The sequence below is a fragment of the Halobellus marinus genome (assembly GCF_032113415.1).
Classification (GTDB): domain Archaea; phylum Halobacteriota; class Halobacteria; order Halobacteriales; family Haloferacaceae; genus Haloquadratum; species Haloquadratum marinus.
The window spans coordinates 1,434,845-1,452,365 of record NZ_CP134946.1 but is presented as its reverse complement, the minus strand read 5'-3'; the positions used below and the strand labels follow the sequence as shown (position 1 = coordinate 1,452,365).

The window sequence follows — 17,521 nt, the reverse complement described above, 5'->3', positions numbered from 1 at the left end:
GGATGGCGCTCGGCGGTACAAAATGAGAGTAATCGGTATCAGGTCAGCCTGAGGAACGTACCGATGCCGACGAGCGTGACGAGCAGGCGGCCGACGCTGCCGACGAACGTCGCCGCGGCGAACTTCACGTAGTCCTCCTCGAGGACGGCGAAGGCGTAAATCGAGATCGTGTCGGGGAAAAATGGCACCGACAGTGCGGCCGCGAGGCCGGCGTACCCGTACTTCTGGGCGACATCGACCGTCCGCCGTTCGGACCACTCGATCACGTCGAACCGGGAGCGGCGGAGAAAGCGGATGACGGGGCCGGCCTGCTTGGCCTCCTGGCCGATGTGGAACGCGAAGACGCTGCCGGCGGCCTTCCCGATGCCGCTCGTGAGGATGATGACCGTCAGGCGGCCGTACTCGGAGAGGCCGAGATCCAGCGGCGCGGCGAGGACGACCTCGCTGACGCCCGGAAGCGCGAACGCGATGAGAAACGAGTACACGAAGATGATGCCCACGCCGGGCCAGCCGGTCGCCGTCTCGACGGCCGACGACAGCCAGCCGAAGTCGGGGAGGAAGTCCGCTGCCATCGCCGGGCCGAAGATGCTGATCGTGGGAGCGAGCGTATCGGCCGCGGCTGCCACGGGGACGAATGACACGTCTACCCGTCACTGACGGGGGCGGGATGGTAAGTCTTGAGTTTCGACGCCAGCGCTCCCGGCTACCGCACGTCGTCGAGGTCGGCCAGGACCCCGGTGAGCATCTCCCGGGTGACGTGCGGCATCACGACGATCCGAACGGGTCCCGACCCCGTCCGGGAGAGCCGCCACCCCCGCTCGCGGAGCGCCTCGAACGTCGCCGTCGAGAGGTCGGCGACCACGATCGGGAGTTCGACGGCCGGTACCTCGTATCCCCGCTCGCGGAGTTCGTCAGCGAACCACCGTGAGACCCGAGCGGCGCGTTCGTACTCGCGGCGGTAGCCGTCGGGCCACAGCGCCTCCAACGCGGCGGCGGCGCCTGCGACTCCGGCACCGCTCCGGGTGCCCGTCAGCGACGCCTGCGACGTCGACTCCAGATACGGCGTGTCGACGGCGAGGGCGTCCATTCCGGCGCGCTCCCGGAACAGCAGTCCACCCGCGGGGATGACCGCCTGGCCGCATTTGTGGGGGTCGATCGTCAGCGAGTCGACCGGCGCGTGCGCGAAGTTCCACAGGTGGTCGGTGAAAGGGAGCAGAAAGCCGCCCCACGCGGCGTCGACGTGGCAGTACGCATCAGCCTCGTGTGCGATCGCAGCGAGTTCGGGGATCGGATCGACGCGGCCGTACTCCGTGCTACCGGCGACGGCGACGACCAGTACCGTCCGCTCGTCGACCGCGGCGGCGGCCGCCGCGGGATCCGTCCGGTGGTCGTCGTCGGTCGGCACCCGCCGCAGCGTCACGTCGAGGACGTCCGCGGCCTTGGAAAACGAAAAGTGGGCACTGTCGGGGACAACGATGTTCGGGTCCTCGACGTCGCGGCGATTGCGTGCGGCCCTGACCGCCTGAAGGTTCGCTTCGGTGCCGCCGCTCGTGATGTAGCCGTGCGCAGCGCCGACTCCGTCGGCGTCGGATCCGGCGTCACCGTCGACGTCCCCAACGACTTCGTCGAGTCCGGTCAGTTCGCCGAGCGTCGCGACTGCTTGCGCTTCGAGTTCGGAGACATCGGCGTACGTCGCCGGGTCGCCGGGATTGACGGCGAGAAATCGCTCCGCGGCCGCCCTGGCGTCGGGGTGCGGCACCGTGCACATCGAAGAGAGCACGCGGTCGAACTCCTGTGGGGCCGCACGCTGCATATCGGTCTGTACTTTCCGGTTGCGTTTAGGGGTTCTGTTCTCCGGTTCGAGGCATTTCTCCCGTCGGAAACACGGACGACGGCTCCGGGCTGGTGGCTGGCTGGAACGGACAGCGCCGTCCCCTGACCGATCAGCGGACCGAATCGAGGATGAGCCGCTGTTCGATCCGCTTTGCCTCGTGTTGGACGTCGCGGACGGCGTCGATGTTCGCCGAGATCGAGGAGACGCCCTTCTCGACGAGGAACTGGACCATCTTCGGCTTGGAGGCGGCCTGCCCGCAGATGCTCGTCTTCACGTCCAGTTCGCGGCAGGTCTCGATGGTGTCGCCGATGAGTTTCAGCACGGCCGGGTGGAGTTCGTCGAAGCGGTCGGCGACCTGCTCGTTGTTCCGATCGACCGCGAGGGTGTACTGGGTGAGGTCGTTCGTCCCGAAGGAGACAAAGTCGATGCCCTCCTTGGCCATCGACTCGACCTCCAGGGCGGATGCAGGCGTCTCGACCATCACACCCCACTCGCGCTTCTCCGGATCGACGCCCGCCCGGCGCATCAACTCACGGGCGCGGGAGACGTCCTCGGCATCGTTGACGAGCGGGAACATCACTTCGACGTTGTCGTAGCCCATCTCGTAGATTCGCCGGAATGCCTCGAGTTCGTGCTCGAAGAGGTCGGGGTTGTCGAGCGACCGCCGGATGCCGCGGTAGCCGAGCATCGGGTTGTGCTCTTTCGGCTCGTCGTCGCCGCCCTCGAGTTGACGGAACTCGTCGGTCGGCGCGTCGAGCGTCCGCACGCGAACCGGCCGGGGGTAAAACTCCTCGGCGGCGGTCTGGATGCCGTCGACCAGTTCGTCGACGTAGGCGCGCTCGCCGTTCTCGGCGATGAACTTCGAGGGCGTCTGTCCGAGCGAGAGCACCATATGCTCGATGCGGAGGAGCCCGACCCCGTCGGCGCCGGTCGCGGCGGCCCGCTCTGCGGCTTCGGGGATGGAGACGTTGACCTTGACCTCCGTGGCCGTCATCGGCTTCACCGGGGTCTTCGGCCGGGCCTCCTCGATGGGTTCGTGCTGTTCCTCCTTCGGTTCGGCCCCCTCGCGAACCGTCCCCTTGTCGCCGTCGATAGTGATCTGCTGGCCGTCTTCGAGTTCCCGCGTCGCCGACCCCGTGCCGACGACCGCTGGGACGCCGAGTTCGCGGGAGATGATCGCGGCGTGTGAGGTCATCCCGCCCTCGTCGGTAACGATGCCCGACGCACGCTTCATCGCCGGGACCATATCCGGCATCGTCATCTCGGTCACGATGATGTCGCCGTCGCCGACCTGATCGAGGTGGTCGAGTTTCGTGATGATCCGGGCCTTCCCGGACGCGATTCCGGGGCTCGACCCCAGCCCGCGGAAGAGGATGTCGCCGGAGTCCGAGTCGTCTGAGCCGACCTCGGGTCCGTCCGATCCGCCGCCGTTGGTGCCGGCAACTGCCGTTTCACGCTCGGCGTCGTCGGCATCCGAGATCGTGGTGATCGGCCGGGACTGGAGCATATACACGTCTCCGTCGTAGACCGCCCACTCGACGTCCTGTGGGGTGCCGTAGTGGTCCTCGACGCGTTCGCCGAGTTCGACCAGTTCGTCGATCTCCTCGTCGGTGAGGACCCGTTTGCTCCGCTTTTCCTCGGGGACCTCCCGTTCGACGGTCTCGCCGGTCTCCTCGTCTTTCTCCATCATCACCTTCTTGTCTGCGACCGTGATGGTCTCGACCTCGCCGCTCTCCCGGTCGATGACGTAGTTGTCGGGGGAGACCGACCCCGAGACGACCGCCTCGCCGAGGCCCCACGCGGCCTCGATGATGATCTGCGATTCACCGGTCGAGGGATGGGAGGTGAAGAGCACGCCCGACTTCTCGGCGGGGACCATCTCCTGGACGACCACGGCGATGTCGACCGCGTCGTGTGGGAACCCCTGTCGGTTCCGGTAGTAGATCGCCCGCTGGGAGAAAAGCGACGCCCAGCACTCTTTGACGCGATCAACCAGGGCGTCCTCCTGGACGTTCAGGAACGTCTCCTGCTGGCCGGCGAACGAGGCATCCGGCAGGTCTTCGGCGGTCGCCGAGGAACGTACGGCGACGAACCGCTCGCCGTCGCCGAGATCCCGGTACGCCGAGACGATTCCCTCCCTGACGTCGTCGGGGACCGGCGTCTCCATAATGAGTTCGTGGGCGCGCTCGTGTGCCTCACGGAGCGCCTCGGTGTCCTCGTGATCGACGTCGACGGCAGCGAACAGTTCCTCGTCGATGCCCGCGTCCTCGATGAACTCGCGGTAGGTTCCGGCGGTCACGACGAATCCGGCCGGCACAGGGAGGCCTGCCGCCGTAAGTTCGCCGAGTGAGGCCGCCTTCCCGCCGACGTGATCGATGTCGGCGGACCGCACGTCGTCCAGCCAAGCTACAGCCATTAGCGTGTAGATATCCACAGATATCCCTAAAGTACTTTCCGAAGCACGCAACGGTGAATGAAAGGTACTCGAAAGCGAGTATGCGATTGCCGGCCAGTGTGGCTCGTCGGCCACGACAGCGCCCCGAAGTGAGCATCGGCTACAGGTACGGAGAGCGAGAAATTCTTTAGTGACGGCCCCGTCACTACGTTTGTGCTTCCGGAGTGGGTCTCCCTGTTACCGCCGTGGCTCGTCTTCGGGCTCATCGGTGGCGGTTTCGCCTCCGTCCTCGTTGCGGGTGTCTTCCTCGTCGGCGGGCGTCTGTTCCCGGACGAACCGAAGCCGTCAGCCGGGCGGATCGACGGATCGGGCCGCCGACGTGCGGAGATGCGCGAGTACCTCCGGGCGATCTCCGAGCCCTTCGCCGAGGATCACACGGTTCGGGGAGAGACCGTGGAGTTCTATCTGCCGCGTCGGGACGTCGCGCTCACTTTCGATGCGCAGGCGTACTTCAGGCTCGAACGCGCGGGGACGTACGCGGTACTGTGCGAACACGAGATGCCGGTCCACGCGCTGGGCCGCCGACTGCCGTTCGACGTCCCAAACGTGGGAGTCGACTCCGGGGTCGGCCGCGGGTCGGACCCCGTCGGCGCGGCGTTCGACCACCTGAACCTCAGCCGAGCGGCGAGCCCCGAGGAGGTCAAAGCCACCTACCGCGACCGCGTGAAGACCGCCCATCCCGACCACGGCGGCTCCCAAGAGGAGTTCAAACGGCTGCAAGAGGCGTACGCGACGGCGCGGGAACACGCGGCTGAACGGGCGAGGTGACGCGAGCCTTTTTATCCGAAACCGAGGCCAGGCCGCGTGTGCGCTGACGACTGGCCACGGCGCGTTCGCGGGTGTGTGACACCGCGCGTCGTGTAGTAGCGCGGTCACGTCGCCACGGGGCCGCAAGTCAGGTGTCACCTGTTCGCTTTCCCAGCCTGTCGACCAACGGTCCGTCTGTCGGTCACTCGTCCGTCCATCGCCCCGCGATCCGGCCGTCACCGATATGTCCGCCACTGACCTACGATCGGTGTGGACGGTCTCCAGTTCCATCCGCGGAGCGTGTTTCTTCCGCGCGCGGAGACGCTCGTCGTCGCCGACCTCCACGTCGGGCGTGCGGCGGCATCCGACGTCGCCTTCCCCCTCGGCGAGCGTCGTGACCTGCTGGCGCGGCTCCGCGACCTCGTCGCCGAGGCCGACCCCGCGACAATGGTCTTCGCGGGCGACGTGCTTCACCGGTTCGATGCGGTCACCGAGCAGGCCCGAGAGACGGTCGGGGCGCTCGTGGACGTCTGCGACGAGGCCGGCTGTGCGGCCGTTTTCGTCCGCGGGAACCACGATACGGCACTCGGTGCCGTCCGCGACGACGTTCGCGACGCGTACGTGGTCGCAGAAGAGCCACAGGTCGTCGTCTGTCACGGCCACGAGGAGCCGCCTGTCGACGCCGACCGCTACGTGATCGGGCACGGCCATCCGGCGATCACGATCGAGGGGCAGCGACGGCCCTGTGTGCTGGTCGCCGCCGACGCCTACCGCGGTGCAGACGTAGTGATGCTGCCGGCCTTCTCGCGGGTCGCTGCCGGCGTCGAGATCAACGACGCTCGTGGTGGTGATCTCCAGTCGCCGCTTTTCGACCACCTCGACGACGCCCGGCCTGTCGTCTACGACGAGGCGGCCGAGGAGCCGCTCACGTTCCCGCCGCTGGGCGAGTTGCGTCGGCATCTATAGCTGGCGTCCTGCCCACAGAGTGGGAGTCGGCCATCATCAAAGATCCCGCACAACGGCCTGTGCAGCCTCGCGGCCGCTCCGCATCGCTCCCTGGATGGACGACCACGCCGTGTAATCGCCCGCCAGATAGGTCCGCCCGCCCGGCGCACGATGGTCGGGGAGCCCCTCGTGGATGCCGGGCGGCTGATCGAACTGAGCGAACTCGATCCGGTGGGTCCGAACCGGCTCCAGGTCCGCGAAGTCGCGGCCGGGATACCACGCCTCTAACGTCAGCCGGGTTTCCTCGGCAAGCGCCGATGCGTTCCGTTCCAGCGCGGCGTCGCCCAGGAAGGTGGCGACGAACAGTGCCTCACTCCCGGGCGCGTACTCCGGAGCGACCTCCGAAATCGGGACGACGGTATTCGGGGACGGATCCTTCGCGTTGAGCAGGAGCTTCCTTCGGGTCGTCGGGGCGGCCGACTCGGGCAGCCGATACGACTGCGTCACACACCCCCGCGCGTCGGTCGGAATGGCCCCGATGTCAGTGAGCCGCTGCGCCTCTTTCGGGTCGGTCGCGACGACCACGGCGTCGGCTTCTTTCGTCGTCGACGCGGTCTCGACGGTGACGCCGTCGTCGTGGTCCGCGACCGATTCCACACCCTCCGAGAGCTGGATCGACGCGCCCGCCTCCCGGGCCGCGGTGGCGAGCTGCTCGGGAATCGCGCCCATCCCGGTAGCGGGGACCGCGATCGCCCCCTCCGAGAGCGCCTTGAACGTGTACTCGAACACGCGTTTGGAGGTCGAAAGCGACCGATCGAGCGTGATCCCACCGTAGAACGGCGCGACGAAGTGCTCGATGTACGACTCCGAGAATCCCCACTCCCGGAGGAACGACTGGATCGACCGGTCCGTGCTCCGGAAGATCTCCGCCTCGGTTCGGCTCCCGACGTGCTGCCGGAACAAAAGCGTCCGCAGTTTGTCTGTCGTCGTGACCTCGTCGTTCCGCAGGGACGCCAGTGCCGCTCGTGGATCACGCAGGGGATCTGAGAGGACCGACCGCGACCCGGGGCGGGCGATGACCGCACCCGGTCTGAAGTACCGGAGATCGAGCGCACCCAGATCCAGTTCGCGTCGGACCGCGGGATAGGCCGTAAAAAGCACCTGGAATCCGCGGTCGAGCGTGAACCCATCGTGGGTCTCCGTCCGCACGCGGCCCCCGACGGTCGCTCGGCGTTCGAACACGGTGACCTCGGCCCCCGCGTCCGCGAGTCGGCGCGCGGCCACGAGCCCTGCCAGTCCCGCGCCCGCGACGACGACGGAATCTCCGTTCATAAACGCCCGTTCGACCGAGAGGCACAAATAGTGCCCGACGGAGCGTCGGTACGCGCCAGATCAAAACCCTTAGCCGAATGACATCCAGAAGAAACCTCCGTATGCCGGCGCGAAGTGAATAGGGATTAGTCGGTCGGAGCGTTACAGCAGGTATGACGACGACTGACTCCTTCCGCGGGCTGTTCTGTACCGCGACAGACGAGCGCTACGATGCGACGGCGACGGGGCCGAGCGACGCTGGCGCGCGACTCGAAGCCGCCTACGACTACGACGCCGTCGACTGGGGAGACGGCAGGCTCGACGGCGCCCCGCGGTCGATGTGGCGCTACGCGGACCTGCTCGCCTTCGCGGACCCAGTCACCGCCGACGAGGGCGACACGCCGCTCGTGCCGACACCCACCCTCGCTGAAGAGGTCGGCATCGGTCAGCTCTCGATCAAAGACGAGAGTCGGAACCCGACGGGGACGGTCCTCGACCGGGGCCTCTCTCCGGCGGTGACGGCCGCGCAGGCGGCCGATGCGGACCTCGTCGCGCTCGCGACGCCGGGGAACGCCGGGCAGTCGGCAGCCTCGTACGCCGGGATCGCGGATCTCCGCTCGTACGCGTTCGTCCCGTCGCGAGCGCCGTTCTCGAACAAGGCGATGGTGAACGTTCACGGCGGAGACATGCGCGTCGCCGGCGGACGCTATCCCGAGGCGGAGTCCGCCCTCCACGAGCAACTAGAATCCGAGTGGTACACGCTCCAGGAGTTCGACAACCCCCACCGCCACGACGGGATCAAGACCGTCGCCTTCGAGATCGTGGAGTCGTGTTCGTGGTCCCGGCCGGACGCCGTCGTCGTCCCGGGGGGGACCGGCGAGGTCGTTGCGGGGGTCGTCAAGGGCTTCCGCGAACTCCGCGAGATCGGCCTGATCGATTCACTTCCACCAGTGTACGCCGCGCAGCCGTCCGGCTGTGCGCCGCTCGCGGCCGCGTTCGAGCGCGGAGCCGATGCGGCAGAGCTGTGGGAATCGCCCGACACGATCGTCGGCGAACTGGAGATTCCCGAGCCGAAGGGCGACAAAGCAGCGCTGTCGGCCGTCGCAGAGACCGGCGGCGAGATCCGTACTGTCGACGACGAGGACGCACTGGAAAGTGCCGTCGTCGCCGCCCAGCACGCAGGACTCGAAGTGGGTCCCGCTGGGGGTGTCGCCGTCGCCGCCGCCGGCGAACTCGCCACCGACGGCACCGTCGGTCCCGACGACCACGTCGTCGTCGTCAACACGGAGTCAGGCACAAAGACCGCCGACGTCCTCCGTAGTCATCTGATGGGCAAAGGGATCTGATCGGGCCGCGCCCTCACGTCTGAACGATTCGGTCGATTGTTGTCACCAACAGATTATTAATTTTGACTAGTCTAATCCGAGTATGTTGAGCGAAGTGATGGAGGACTACCTGAAGACGATCTATCGGATCCAGGCCCGTTCGGGGCCGCCCGTCTCTACGTCTGCAATCGCGGATGCATTGGACAAGACGCCCGCAACGGTGACGAGTATGGTAGGCACCTTGACAGAGCGCGGCCTGGTGACCCGGGAGAAGTACAAGGGTGTCGAACTCACCGCCGAAGGAGAGACCGTGGCCCTCGAGGTCATCCGGCACCATCGACTGCTTGAGGCGTATCTCGCGGAACATCTGAACTACTCCTGGGAGGAAGTTCACGACGAGGCCGACGCGCTCGAACACCACATCAGCGAGGAGTTCGAGCGCCGAGTCGCGGAACTGCTCGACGATCCTGTCGTCGACCCCCACGGTGACCCGATTCCCTCCGCGGACCTCTCGCCGATCGAAAGCGAGGGGACCACGCCGCTGACAGCGCACGATGTGGGCGATTGCGTCACCGTCGCCCGCGTCAGCGACCGGAGTCGCGACGAACTGGCGTACCTGGCCGACGCGGGAATCACACCCGGAACGGAACTCGACATCGTCGACATCGCGCCGTTCGGGATGTATACAGTCCGGACCGCTTCGGGCGACGAACAGAGCCTCCCGGCGTCGATCGCCGAGGCGATCTCTGTCCGGCCGCCCGGCAGCGAGGCGTCATCGGACGAACCCGGCGAGGTGAGTGACGCGTGAGTTCCTACGCCGAGATTCTGATCGTCGCGTTCTTGGCGCAGTTAGCCGTCCTTCCCGGCGAAAAAGTACAGTTCATCATCGCCGGGCTCTCGACGCGGTTCGATCCGAAAGTGGTCGTCGCCGCCGCGGGCTCGGCGTTCGCCGGCTGGACTGCGCTCGAAATCCTGTTCGGCCGGGCGCTGCAGTCTGCGCTGCCGCCGGTCGTCCTCGACGCCGTGACGGCCGTGCTGTTTCTGGTCTTCGCCATCCTCCTGTACCGGTCGGCGCCGTCGGCCGGCGCGGCGTCGGACGAGGGGGTCGTAACCGAGACCGACGGCGGCTTCGCAGAACTCACGGACGTCAGTCTCCCCGGCCGGCTGGACCGTTACTCCGACTCGTTCGGCGGGTTCCTCCCGATCTTCGTGATGATGGCGACCGGTGAGTTCGGCGACAAGACGCAACTGGTCACCATCGGACTGGCCGTCCAGTACGGGGCGACTTCCGCGATCTGGTTCGGGGAGATGCTCGCGATCATTCCGGTCAGCCTCGCGAACGCGTACTTTTTCCACGCGTTCGCTCATCGGGTCGATATGCGGAAAGCGCACTTCGCCTCCGCGGCCGTCTTCGCGTTCTTCGGGATCGACACGGCCCTGTCGATCGTGACCGGCTTTTCGGTCTGGGAGACGCTCGTCGAGTCGATCGGCGTCGTCGTCGGGGGAGCCCTGTAGCGCCCGGCCGACACGCTTCGGACCTTTTTTCTCGCCGCCAACCCACAGCGTGAACGATGACGAATCTGCTCGTGACGCTCTCTGCGGGCGTTCTTTTCGGGATCGCGCTGGCCGCCCCGCCCGGGCCGATGAACGCGATAATCGCCGAGGAAAGCGTCCTCAGAGGCTGGTTTGCCGGATTCAAGGCTGGACTCGGCGCGATGAGCGCCGACGCGATCTTCTTCGTGCTGGCTGCGCTCGGTGTCGTCGCCTTCGTCGAGCGGTTTCCGCTGCTCCGTGCGGCGATGATCGGCGTCGGCGGTTTCCTGATGCTGTACTTCGCGTACGGCGCCGCCACCGACGTCCGCTCGTCGTTCACGGCCGGGAGCGGCGCCCCCGACGAGTCGGACCCGCGCGTCGGTACCGGGTTCCGGAAAGCGTTCGTGTTGGCGTTGACGAACCCCTACCAGATCCTCTTTTGGCTCACGATCGGCGTCGGCTTGCTCCAGCCGGGCACGCTCGACGTCCTCGGGCAGACGCCCTACGTCGGCGAGTCGCTTGCGGGACTCGTCGTGGTCGACACGGGCTCGCCCGCCCTCGTGACCGGCTTCTTCGGCGGCATCGTCGTCTGGATCACCGGCTTTCCGGCCGCGCTCGTCGGCGCCGAACGGCGGGTCGACGCCTTCGCCCCGATCGTCGCGGGGATCAGCGCCCTCGTGCTCGCCGGGTTCGGCGTCGTCTTTCTGGCCCAGAGCGCCGGGACGTTCCTGGGGTGACCACGCGGGTCGTGCTTTGCGACCCCCGAAACGGGAAACCCTTTCATACTGATCACTCTCGTCTCTTCCCGTCGAGCGCCGAAGAGGGGGATGGCGCTCGGCGGGAAACAGCGAGAGTAATCGTTATCAGCCAGCCACCGCGTGAGGAACGTATGTTCGAGAAGACGACGTGGATCAAACTCCCGCGGAACGTCGTCGTCGGTCACGGGGTCATCGAGGACCTCTCGGCGGCGGTCGCGGATCTCTATCTCTCCGGCCGCCCGCTCGTGGTGACGAGTCCGTCGCCCGACCGCCTCGTCGGCGACCAGGTCCGCTCGCAGTTCGACGATCCGGCGACCATCACCGTCGAGACGGCGGGCTTCGACGCGGTCGAGCGCGTCGTCGACGCCGCCGAGGAGATTGACGCGGGCTACCTCGTCGCGCTCGGCGGCGGGAAGCCGATCGACACCGCGAAGATGGCCTCAGACCGGCTGGGCTGTGGGTTCGTCTCGGTCCCGACCGCTGCGAGCCACGACGGGATCGTCTCGGGACGCTCGTCGATTCCGGAGGGCGACACCCGCCATTCGGTCGCCGCGGATCCGCCGCTTGCGGTCGTCGCCGACACCGAACTGCTTGCGGAGGCGCCCTGGGAACTCACGACCGCGGGCTGTGCGGACATCATCTCGAACTACACCGCGGTGAAAGACTGGCAACTCGCCCACCGGCTGAAGAACGTCGAGTACAGCGAGTACGCGGGCGCGCTCTCGCAGATGACCGCGGAGATGCTCGTCGAGAGCTCCGCGGCGATCAAGCCCGGCTTCGAGGAGTCGGCGTGGCTGGTCGCGAAGGCGCTGGTCTCCTCGGGCGTGGCGATGTCGATCGCGGGCTCCTCGCGTCCCGCTTCCGGCGCCGAACATCTCATCTCCCACCAGCTCGACCGGCTGGTCCCCGACGGCGCGCTCCACGGCCACCAGGTCGGCGTCGCGGCCATCGTCACCGAATATCTCCACTCGGGCGAGCGCGGCGAGTGGGCCGACATCCGCGACGCGCTCGACGACGTCGGCGCGCCAACGACCGCCGCGGAACTCGGGATCGACGAGGAGACGTTCCTGGAGGCGTTGACGACTGCGCACACGATCCGCGACCGGTATACGATCCTCGGCGACGGCGTCAGCGAGGCGGCCGCCCGCGAGGCTGCGACGTTCACCGGCGTGATCTGAGAAGCGTCGGCGACGGCGTTAGCGAGGCGGCTGCCAGCGAAGCGACGACGTTCACCGGCGTGATCTGAGCGTCGCCTCGTCCCGTCGACACGCGCCGAGGCGTCCCACCAGCCACGATCCGAAGACGGAATAGGACGGCCTCCCAACCGCGGCGTATGGCAACTTCGAGCGCCGACAACGCCGTGAAGCGGCATCCGCTTGCGGCGACTATCGTCCTCTCGATCGTCGGCTACGCCGTCGTGATCGGAACGTTTCTCGGGGTCGTGCCGGCGCGGATCTTCCCCGACCTCTCGCTGTCGCAGGTGAACCGGCTCGCGGACGCGATCGCCCTCGTGAACGCCGTGAACGTCGTCGTGATCGCCGCCGGCTGGCGGTGGATCCGCCGCGACGAGGTGAAGCGACACGCCGCCGCGATGGTCACGTCGTTCGTCCTCATCCTACTCTTCCTCGTGCTGTATCTCACGAAGATCGGCGGTGGCGGAACCAAGGAGTTCGTCGGGCCGGCGGTCGCCTACTACCCGTACCTGGCGATGCTTGCGGTCCACATCATCCTCTCGATCGTCGCGGTGCCAGTGGTGCTGTACGCGCTCGTCCTCGGCGCCACCCACTCGCCGACGGAACTGCGGACGGAGACGCCTCACCGCCGTGTCGGCCGGATCGCCGCGAGCGCGTGGCTGCTCTCGCTCGCGCTCGGCGTGGTGACGTATCTCCTCCTGAATCACGCCTACGACTGGGAGTACGTCGAGTCCGCCGCGGCGGTACTGCTTCTGTTCTGAGATCGGCGGCGGGTTCCGCTGCCCAGCCGAGTGGGAGTCTCCCTCAGTGAACGGGCCAGATGTCGAGGGTTTTTACCATCGCGACGAAATCCTCGCGTATGCGCCTCGCGTTCGTCTCCCTGTACACCGATCAGCGCCGGTCCGACGGCGCCACGAGACGGACGCGGCGAATCGCCGAACGCCTCGCCGCCCGCGGCCACGAGGTCGTCGTCCTCTGTGCGCAGTGGTGGGAGGGCCCGCTCGACGCCTTCGAGCAGGACGGCGTCGAGTACGTGGCAGTGACTCGGAACCTTTCGGTTCGGACGTTCGCCTCGAAGCTCCCCTTCGCGCTTCGGCGGGCCAAGCCGGACGTGATCCACGCGGCCAACAGCCCGCCCTCGCAGGTCGTCGCCGCGAAGACCGCCGCCCGCTTCCTTCGGGTGCCGGTGGTGGTCGACTGGTGGGCGATCCGCGAGGATGACTCCGATGGGATGCTCCGTCGGGCGGTGCGGAAGGCCGACCGCGTGATCGCGCCCTCGGAACTCGTCAAGACCGACGTCCGTGAGTACGGTGCGGCGGAGGCCGACGTCACGGTCGTGCCGTCGTCGATCGACTTCGATCTCGTCTCGGAGGCCGAAATCGACAACCGCGCAGACCTCGTCTACGCCCGCCGACTCGACGAACACGCCAACGTGGAGTCGTTCCTCCTCGCGCTTGCGGAACTCCGCGACCGCGACTGGCGCGCGGCCGTCATCGGCGACGGCCCCCAGCGCGAGGCCGCAGAAGAGACGGCCGCCGAACTCCGGATCGACGACCGGGTGTCCTTCCTCGGCGACCTCCCGCCGGCCGAGTTCGTCCCGATCCTGAAGGGCGCACACGTGTTGGCCCAGACCGCGACGGACCAGCCGTTCGCCCGGAACCTCCTGTGGGCGCTGGCCTGTGGTTGTGTCGGCATCGTCGAGTATCAGGCCCGATCGAGCGCCCACGAACTGGTCGAAAACTGCGATCGGGGGGTGCGGGTGACGAGCCCCCAGGAGTTGGCCGACGAGGTCGTCGCCGCCGCCGACCACGCGCGGGCGTCGATCAACCGATCCTTTGCCCGCTACGGCCACGGCCCCGTGATGGAGACATACGAGGACCTCTACGCCGCCGAACGCGACGACTACGGGCTCTTCTGACGCGAACCGACGTCACCGGTTCGTGTGCGGGGACGGGAACAAGCCGACCGCCGGTTACTCCTCGTCGACCTCGTAGTCGCCCCCGTACTTCAGGAAGAAGAATCCGAGCCCCAGCGTGGCGATCATCGCGAACGTGGTCGCGACGCCGAGAGTCTTCGCGGAGTCGGGTACCGACGGGACGCTCGCGGGTTCCGGCGTCTCGATCTCCTCGACGACCTCGATGTCGGCGATCATCCCGGCGCTGCGGTGCGGCTCGCAGTAGTAGTGATACTTCCCCAGTACCTCGAAGGTGTAACTGTACTCGAAGCCCGTGTTCTCGATCGTCTCGTGACCCTCCCAGTTTGCATCCTCCGGCTGCTCTTCGACCACGATGTTGTGGTTGTCCGAGTCCCAGACGAAGTTGACGGTCGTTCCGGGAGTGATCTGTAGCGGTTCGTCCGTGCCCGGCTCGAAGACCAGAGAGCCGCCCGGGCCGACGACTACCTCCTTGGTGCCGCCCTCCTGAGCCGTCGCGGTTCCGGCCACGCCGGCAGCTGCCGCGGTTCCGGCGGCCGTCGTAAGGAATGCGCGACGGGACATCTCCGCGTTGCCGTCAGTCATACTCGGGGGTTGGGAACCCGCTGTAGTGAATACTTTGGTTTCGCTCTTCGAGTCCCGGGAGCCAGGACCGATCACCTGAAACGAAACCCCGCTTCACCGTCGCTCATTCCACGGGCGGCGAGTGCCGGCCGGACATCTCCTCGATGTCCAGTTCGTACCACTCGGCGTCGAGTTCCTCCATCGGGCGATTGAATCCCGATAGCCCGGCCACCGAGGCGTGTTCGGCGAACACCTCCGAGGCCCCCATCACTGCCGGGCTCTCGTCGTCGATCTGACAGAGCGCCCCCGTGATGACGACGCTCCGCCAGTCGTCGATGTCGTTCCACTCGTAGCTGACGAGCGAGACGCCCGTGGTGTCCTCGAGGCGGTCCCGTTTTCGGCTGTCTGTGGGGAACAGAAGCTGGAAGATACAGCGGTTCTCGAATACGTCGTAGCCGAACGAGATCGGCAGACTGTACGGGATCTCCCCGCCCAAAGAGAGCACCCCGTGCCCCTGTCGTTCGAGGAACGCCGCGATCTCGGGCTTCGACATCGCTCCCCCGTACTCCTCGTTTCCCATTACGCGAGGGTTGCCGACGGGCGGGTATGAATGCACGGATATAAAGCCGGGCTACGGGCGGCAGCGGGCGCTCCGCAGCCGCTCTGTGGTCTGCGGATCGCCAGGTGAGCCTTCCGGAACGTTTTTGCGGATCGTCCCGCACGTCCAGTCTATGGCAGACGTAGAGGCGGACCTCCGCCAGCAGTTCACCGAAGCGTTCAGTGGCGCCGACTATCCGATCGACAGCCAGATGGATCTGGTCCCCGCGCTCCCGGACGGCCCCGGAACGACGTTCGAGGCCGACGGCGTGACGCTCACCGCGATGGAGATGGCGGCGAAACTCGGTCCCCACCAGGACTTCCCCTACGAGGACGTCGAGTCGCTCGTCGAAGACGTCATCGAGGGGCTCAAGGCCGAGGAAATGATCTGAGCGGGGCCGGCGACCCACCACGACGACCCGAACGCTTTCCTCGTCGTCCGTCGAAATCGGGGTGTGCCACACGACATCGAACGGTATCTCAACGTTCGGAGCGCCTACGGCGCCTCCGTCGGCCCCGACGGCGACCGAGTCGCGTTCCTGATGGACACGACCGGCGTCCCGCAGGTGTGGACAGTCACCGACCCCGGCGGCTGGCCCGAACAGCGCACCTTCTTCGACGAGCGGGTCACGTTCGTCTCCTTTTCGCCCGAGCGGCCGGAGTTCGTCTTCGGAATGGACGAGGGCGGCGACGAGCGCGGCCAGTTGTTCCGCTACAATCTCCCGACCGGCGAGGTCACGCCTCTCACGGCGACGCCCGAGGCGAAACACCGCTGGGGCGGCTGGAGTCACGACGGCGATCGCTTCGCGTTCACCGCGAACCGGCGCGACGAGTCGGTGTTCGACGTGTACGTCCAAGGCCGTGATGAGACGGGCGCGGACGCTGAACTGGTGTTCGAGGGCGACGGCTGGCTGACGCTCGGCGGCTGGTCGCCCGACGATTCGCGGGTGATCGTCTCGGAAGCGTACTCGAACTTCGATCAGGACGTCTGGGTGCTGGACGTCGCGACCGGCGAGCGGACCCACCTGACGCCCCACGAGGGCACCGTCCGCTTTCAGAGCGCCGAGTGGGGCCCGGACGGCGAGGCAGTCTACCTCGTCTCCGACCGCGAGGGCGACACGCTCGACCTCTGGCGGGTCGACACCGACGGCAGCGAGTTCTCGCTCGTCGCCGCGGACGCCGAGTGGGAGATCGACGGCGTCGCCATAGACGATGAGGGCGGCCGACTCGTCTACTCGACGAACGTCGACGGCTACACCGAACTGACCGTCGGCGAACTCGACGACGGCGAGGTGACGGCGACCGCGACGCCGGATCTCCCGCGGGGCGTCGCGGGCGCGGTCTCGTTTTCCCCCTCCGGCGACCGGTTCGCGGTCACGGTCACCCGGCGCGGCGATCCGGCGAACGTCTACGTCGTCGACAGCGAGACCGGCGCAGCCGAGCGGTGGACGCAGGCGTCGACCGCCGGAATTCCGCGGGACTCTTTCGTCGAGCCCGAACTCGTCCACTACCCGACGTTCGACGGCCGCGAGATTCCCGCGTTCTTCTCGCTGCCGGATACCGACGCCGGGACGGGCGAGACCCCTGTCATCGTCGACATTCACGGCGGCCCCGAATCCCAGCGGCGCCCCTCGTTCAGCGCGGTCACGCAGTACTTCCTCGCGCACGGGTACGCCGTCTTCGAGCCGAACGTCCGCGGCTCGGCGGGGTACGGCAAGGCCTACGGCCACCTCGACGACGTCGAAAAACGGATGGACGCCGTCGCAGACATCGAAGCCGGCGTCGAGTGGCTCCACGACCATCCAGCGGTCGATCCCGACCGTATCGTGGCGATGGGCGGCTCCTACGGCGGGTTTATGGTACTCGCGGCGATGACGACGTACCCGGATCTGTGGGCTGCGGGCGTCGACATCGTCGGCATCGCCAACTTCGTGACCTTCCTCGAAAACACCGGCGAGTGGCGTCGTGAACTCCGTGAGGCCGAATACGGATCCCTGGCCGAGGACCGGGAGTTCCTCGAATCCATTTCGCCGCTCAACACCATCGAATCGATCCGAGCGCCGCTTTTCGTCCTGCACGGCGAAAACGACCCCCGAGTCCCGGTCTCGGAGGCCCACCAGCTCGTCGAGGCCGCAAGTGACCACGTCCCGGTCCGGGAACTGCTCTTCGAAGACGAGGGTCACGGCCTCACGAAACTGGAGAACCGAATCGAGGCCTACGAGGCAATCGTCGAGTTCCTGGCAGAACACGTCAACTGATCGGGAGAAACAGTTTCGTTTAGGATCCGATATACGAACTGCACGGGACGAGGGGAGGGTTAGGTGCT

17 protein-coding genes are annotated in these 17,521 nt (G+C 67.1%); 11 read left to right on the top strand and 6 right to left on the bottom strand.

The window, feature by feature from the left end; all coding sequences use genetic code 11:
• Nucleotides 1–38: 38 nt before the first annotated feature.
• From RJT37_RS07425 to ppsA, 3 genes are all read right to left on the bottom strand, one after another.
• Nucleotides 39–572, bottom strand: a complete 534-nt coding sequence (locus RJT37_RS07425) for a YqaA family protein (RefSeq protein WP_313689905.1) — start codon at nucleotides 570–572, stop codon at nucleotides 39–41.
• A 131-nt stretch (nucleotides 573–703) separates the two neighbouring features.
• A complete protein-coding gene (gene mfnA, locus RJT37_RS07420) occupies nucleotides 704–1,813 on the bottom strand; it encodes a tyrosine decarboxylase MfnA (RefSeq protein WP_313689068.1) in 1,110 nt (369 codons plus the stop codon).
• A gap of 130 nt (nucleotides 1,814–1,943) precedes the next feature.
• Nucleotides 1,944–4,250, bottom strand: a complete 2,307-nt coding sequence (ppsA, locus tag RJT37_RS07415) for a phosphoenolpyruvate synthase (RefSeq protein ID WP_313689066.1) — start codon at nucleotides 4,248–4,250, stop codon at nucleotides 1,944–1,946.
• 192 nt (nucleotides 4,251–4,442) lie between these two features.
• Here ppsA and RJT37_RS07410 point away from each other — a divergent pair, with 192 nt between their 5' ends.
• Nucleotides 4,443–5,057 (top strand): J domain-containing protein, encoded by a 615-nt coding sequence (locus RJT37_RS07410; protein WP_313689064.1) that lies wholly within the window; start codon nucleotides 4,443–4,445, stop codon nucleotides 5,055–5,057.
• Nucleotides 5,058–5,306: 249 nt separating this feature from the next.
• A complete protein-coding gene (locus RJT37_RS07405) occupies nucleotides 5,307–6,002 on the top strand; it encodes a metallophosphoesterase (protein WP_313689062.1) in 696 nt (231 codons plus the stop codon).
• A 36-nt stretch (nucleotides 6,003–6,038) separates the two neighbouring features.
• On the opposite strand, the gene RJT37_RS07400 is transcribed toward RJT37_RS07405, so the two are convergent.
• On the bottom strand, nucleotides 6,039–7,313 hold the full coding sequence (locus RJT37_RS07400) for an NAD(P)/FAD-dependent oxidoreductase (RefSeq protein ID WP_313689060.1): 1,275 nt from the start codon (nucleotides 7,311–7,313) through the stop codon (nucleotides 6,039–6,041).
• Nucleotides 7,314–7,465: 152 nt separating this feature from the next.
• Here RJT37_RS07400 and RJT37_RS07395 point away from each other — a divergent pair, with 152 nt between their 5' ends.
• The 7 genes from RJT37_RS07395 (at nucleotide 7,466) to RJT37_RS07365 (ending at nucleotide 14,019) form a co-directional block, all read left to right on the top strand.
• On the top strand, nucleotides 7,466–8,638 hold the full coding sequence (locus tag RJT37_RS07395) for a pyridoxal-phosphate dependent enzyme (protein WP_313689058.1): 1,173 nt from the start codon (nucleotides 7,466–7,468) through the stop codon (nucleotides 8,636–8,638).
• Between the two features lie 82 nt (nucleotides 8,639–8,720).
• Nucleotides 8,721–9,425, top strand: a complete 705-nt coding sequence (locus tag RJT37_RS07390) for a metal-dependent transcriptional regulator (protein ID WP_313689056.1) — start codon at nucleotides 8,721–8,723, stop codon at nucleotides 9,423–9,425.
• The gene (locus RJT37_RS07385) at nucleotides 9,422–10,132 is read left to right on the top strand and encodes a TMEM165/GDT1 family protein (RefSeq protein ID WP_313689054.1); all 711 of its coding nucleotides are present in this window, start codon (nucleotides 9,422–9,424) and stop codon (nucleotides 10,130–10,132) included. Before RJT37_RS07390 ends, RJT37_RS07385 begins: the two co-directional genes overlap by 4 nt.
• A 56-nt stretch (nucleotides 10,133–10,188) precedes the next feature.
• Nucleotides 10,189–10,887 (top strand): LysE family translocator, encoded by a 699-nt coding sequence (locus tag RJT37_RS07380; protein WP_313689052.1) that lies wholly within the window; start codon nucleotides 10,189–10,191, stop codon nucleotides 10,885–10,887.
• A gap of 152 nt (nucleotides 10,888–11,039) precedes the next feature.
• The gene (locus RJT37_RS07375) at nucleotides 11,040–12,086 is read left to right on the top strand and encodes an NAD(P)-dependent glycerol-1-phosphate dehydrogenase (RefSeq protein ID WP_313689050.1); all 1,047 of its coding nucleotides are present in this window, start codon (nucleotides 11,040–11,042) and stop codon (nucleotides 12,084–12,086) included.
• Between the two features lie 155 nt (nucleotides 12,087–12,241).
• Nucleotides 12,242–12,862 carry a DUF420 domain-containing protein gene (locus RJT37_RS07370; RefSeq protein WP_313689048.1) on the top strand — a complete coding sequence of 207 codons (621 nt, stop codon included), beginning with the start codon at nucleotides 12,242–12,244 and terminating at the stop codon, nucleotides 12,860–12,862.
• Between the two features lie 98 nt (nucleotides 12,863–12,960).
• A complete protein-coding gene (locus RJT37_RS07365) occupies nucleotides 12,961–14,019 on the top strand; it encodes a glycosyltransferase (RefSeq protein WP_313689046.1) in 1,059 nt (352 codons plus the stop codon).
• A gap of 54 nt (nucleotides 14,020–14,073) precedes the next feature.
• Here the strand turns inward: RJT37_RS07365 and RJT37_RS07360 are convergent, their stop codons facing one another.
• Nucleotides 14,074–14,619, bottom strand: coding sequence for a plastocyanin/azurin family copper-binding protein (locus RJT37_RS07360; protein WP_313689044.1), 546 nt, complete (start codon nucleotides 14,617–14,619; stop codon nucleotides 14,074–14,076).
• Between the two features lie 103 nt (nucleotides 14,620–14,722).
• Nucleotides 14,723–15,178, bottom strand: a complete 456-nt coding sequence (locus RJT37_RS07355; protein ID WP_313689042.1) for a pyridoxamine 5'-phosphate oxidase family protein — start codon at nucleotides 15,176–15,178, stop codon at nucleotides 14,723–14,725.
• A gap of 151 nt (nucleotides 15,179–15,329) precedes the next feature.
• On the opposite strand from RJT37_RS07355, the gene RJT37_RS07350 reads away from it, so the two are divergent.
• Nucleotides 15,330–15,587 (top strand): MTH865 family protein, encoded by a 258-nt coding sequence (locus tag RJT37_RS07350; RefSeq protein ID WP_311171179.1) that lies wholly within the window; start codon nucleotides 15,330–15,332, stop codon nucleotides 15,585–15,587.
• Between the two features lie 63 nt (nucleotides 15,588–15,650).
• A complete protein-coding gene (locus RJT37_RS07345; protein ID WP_313689040.1) occupies nucleotides 15,651–17,453 on the top strand; it encodes a S9 family peptidase in 1,803 nt (600 codons plus the stop codon).
• The last annotated feature ends 68 nt before the right edge of the window (nucleotides 17,454–17,521 follow it).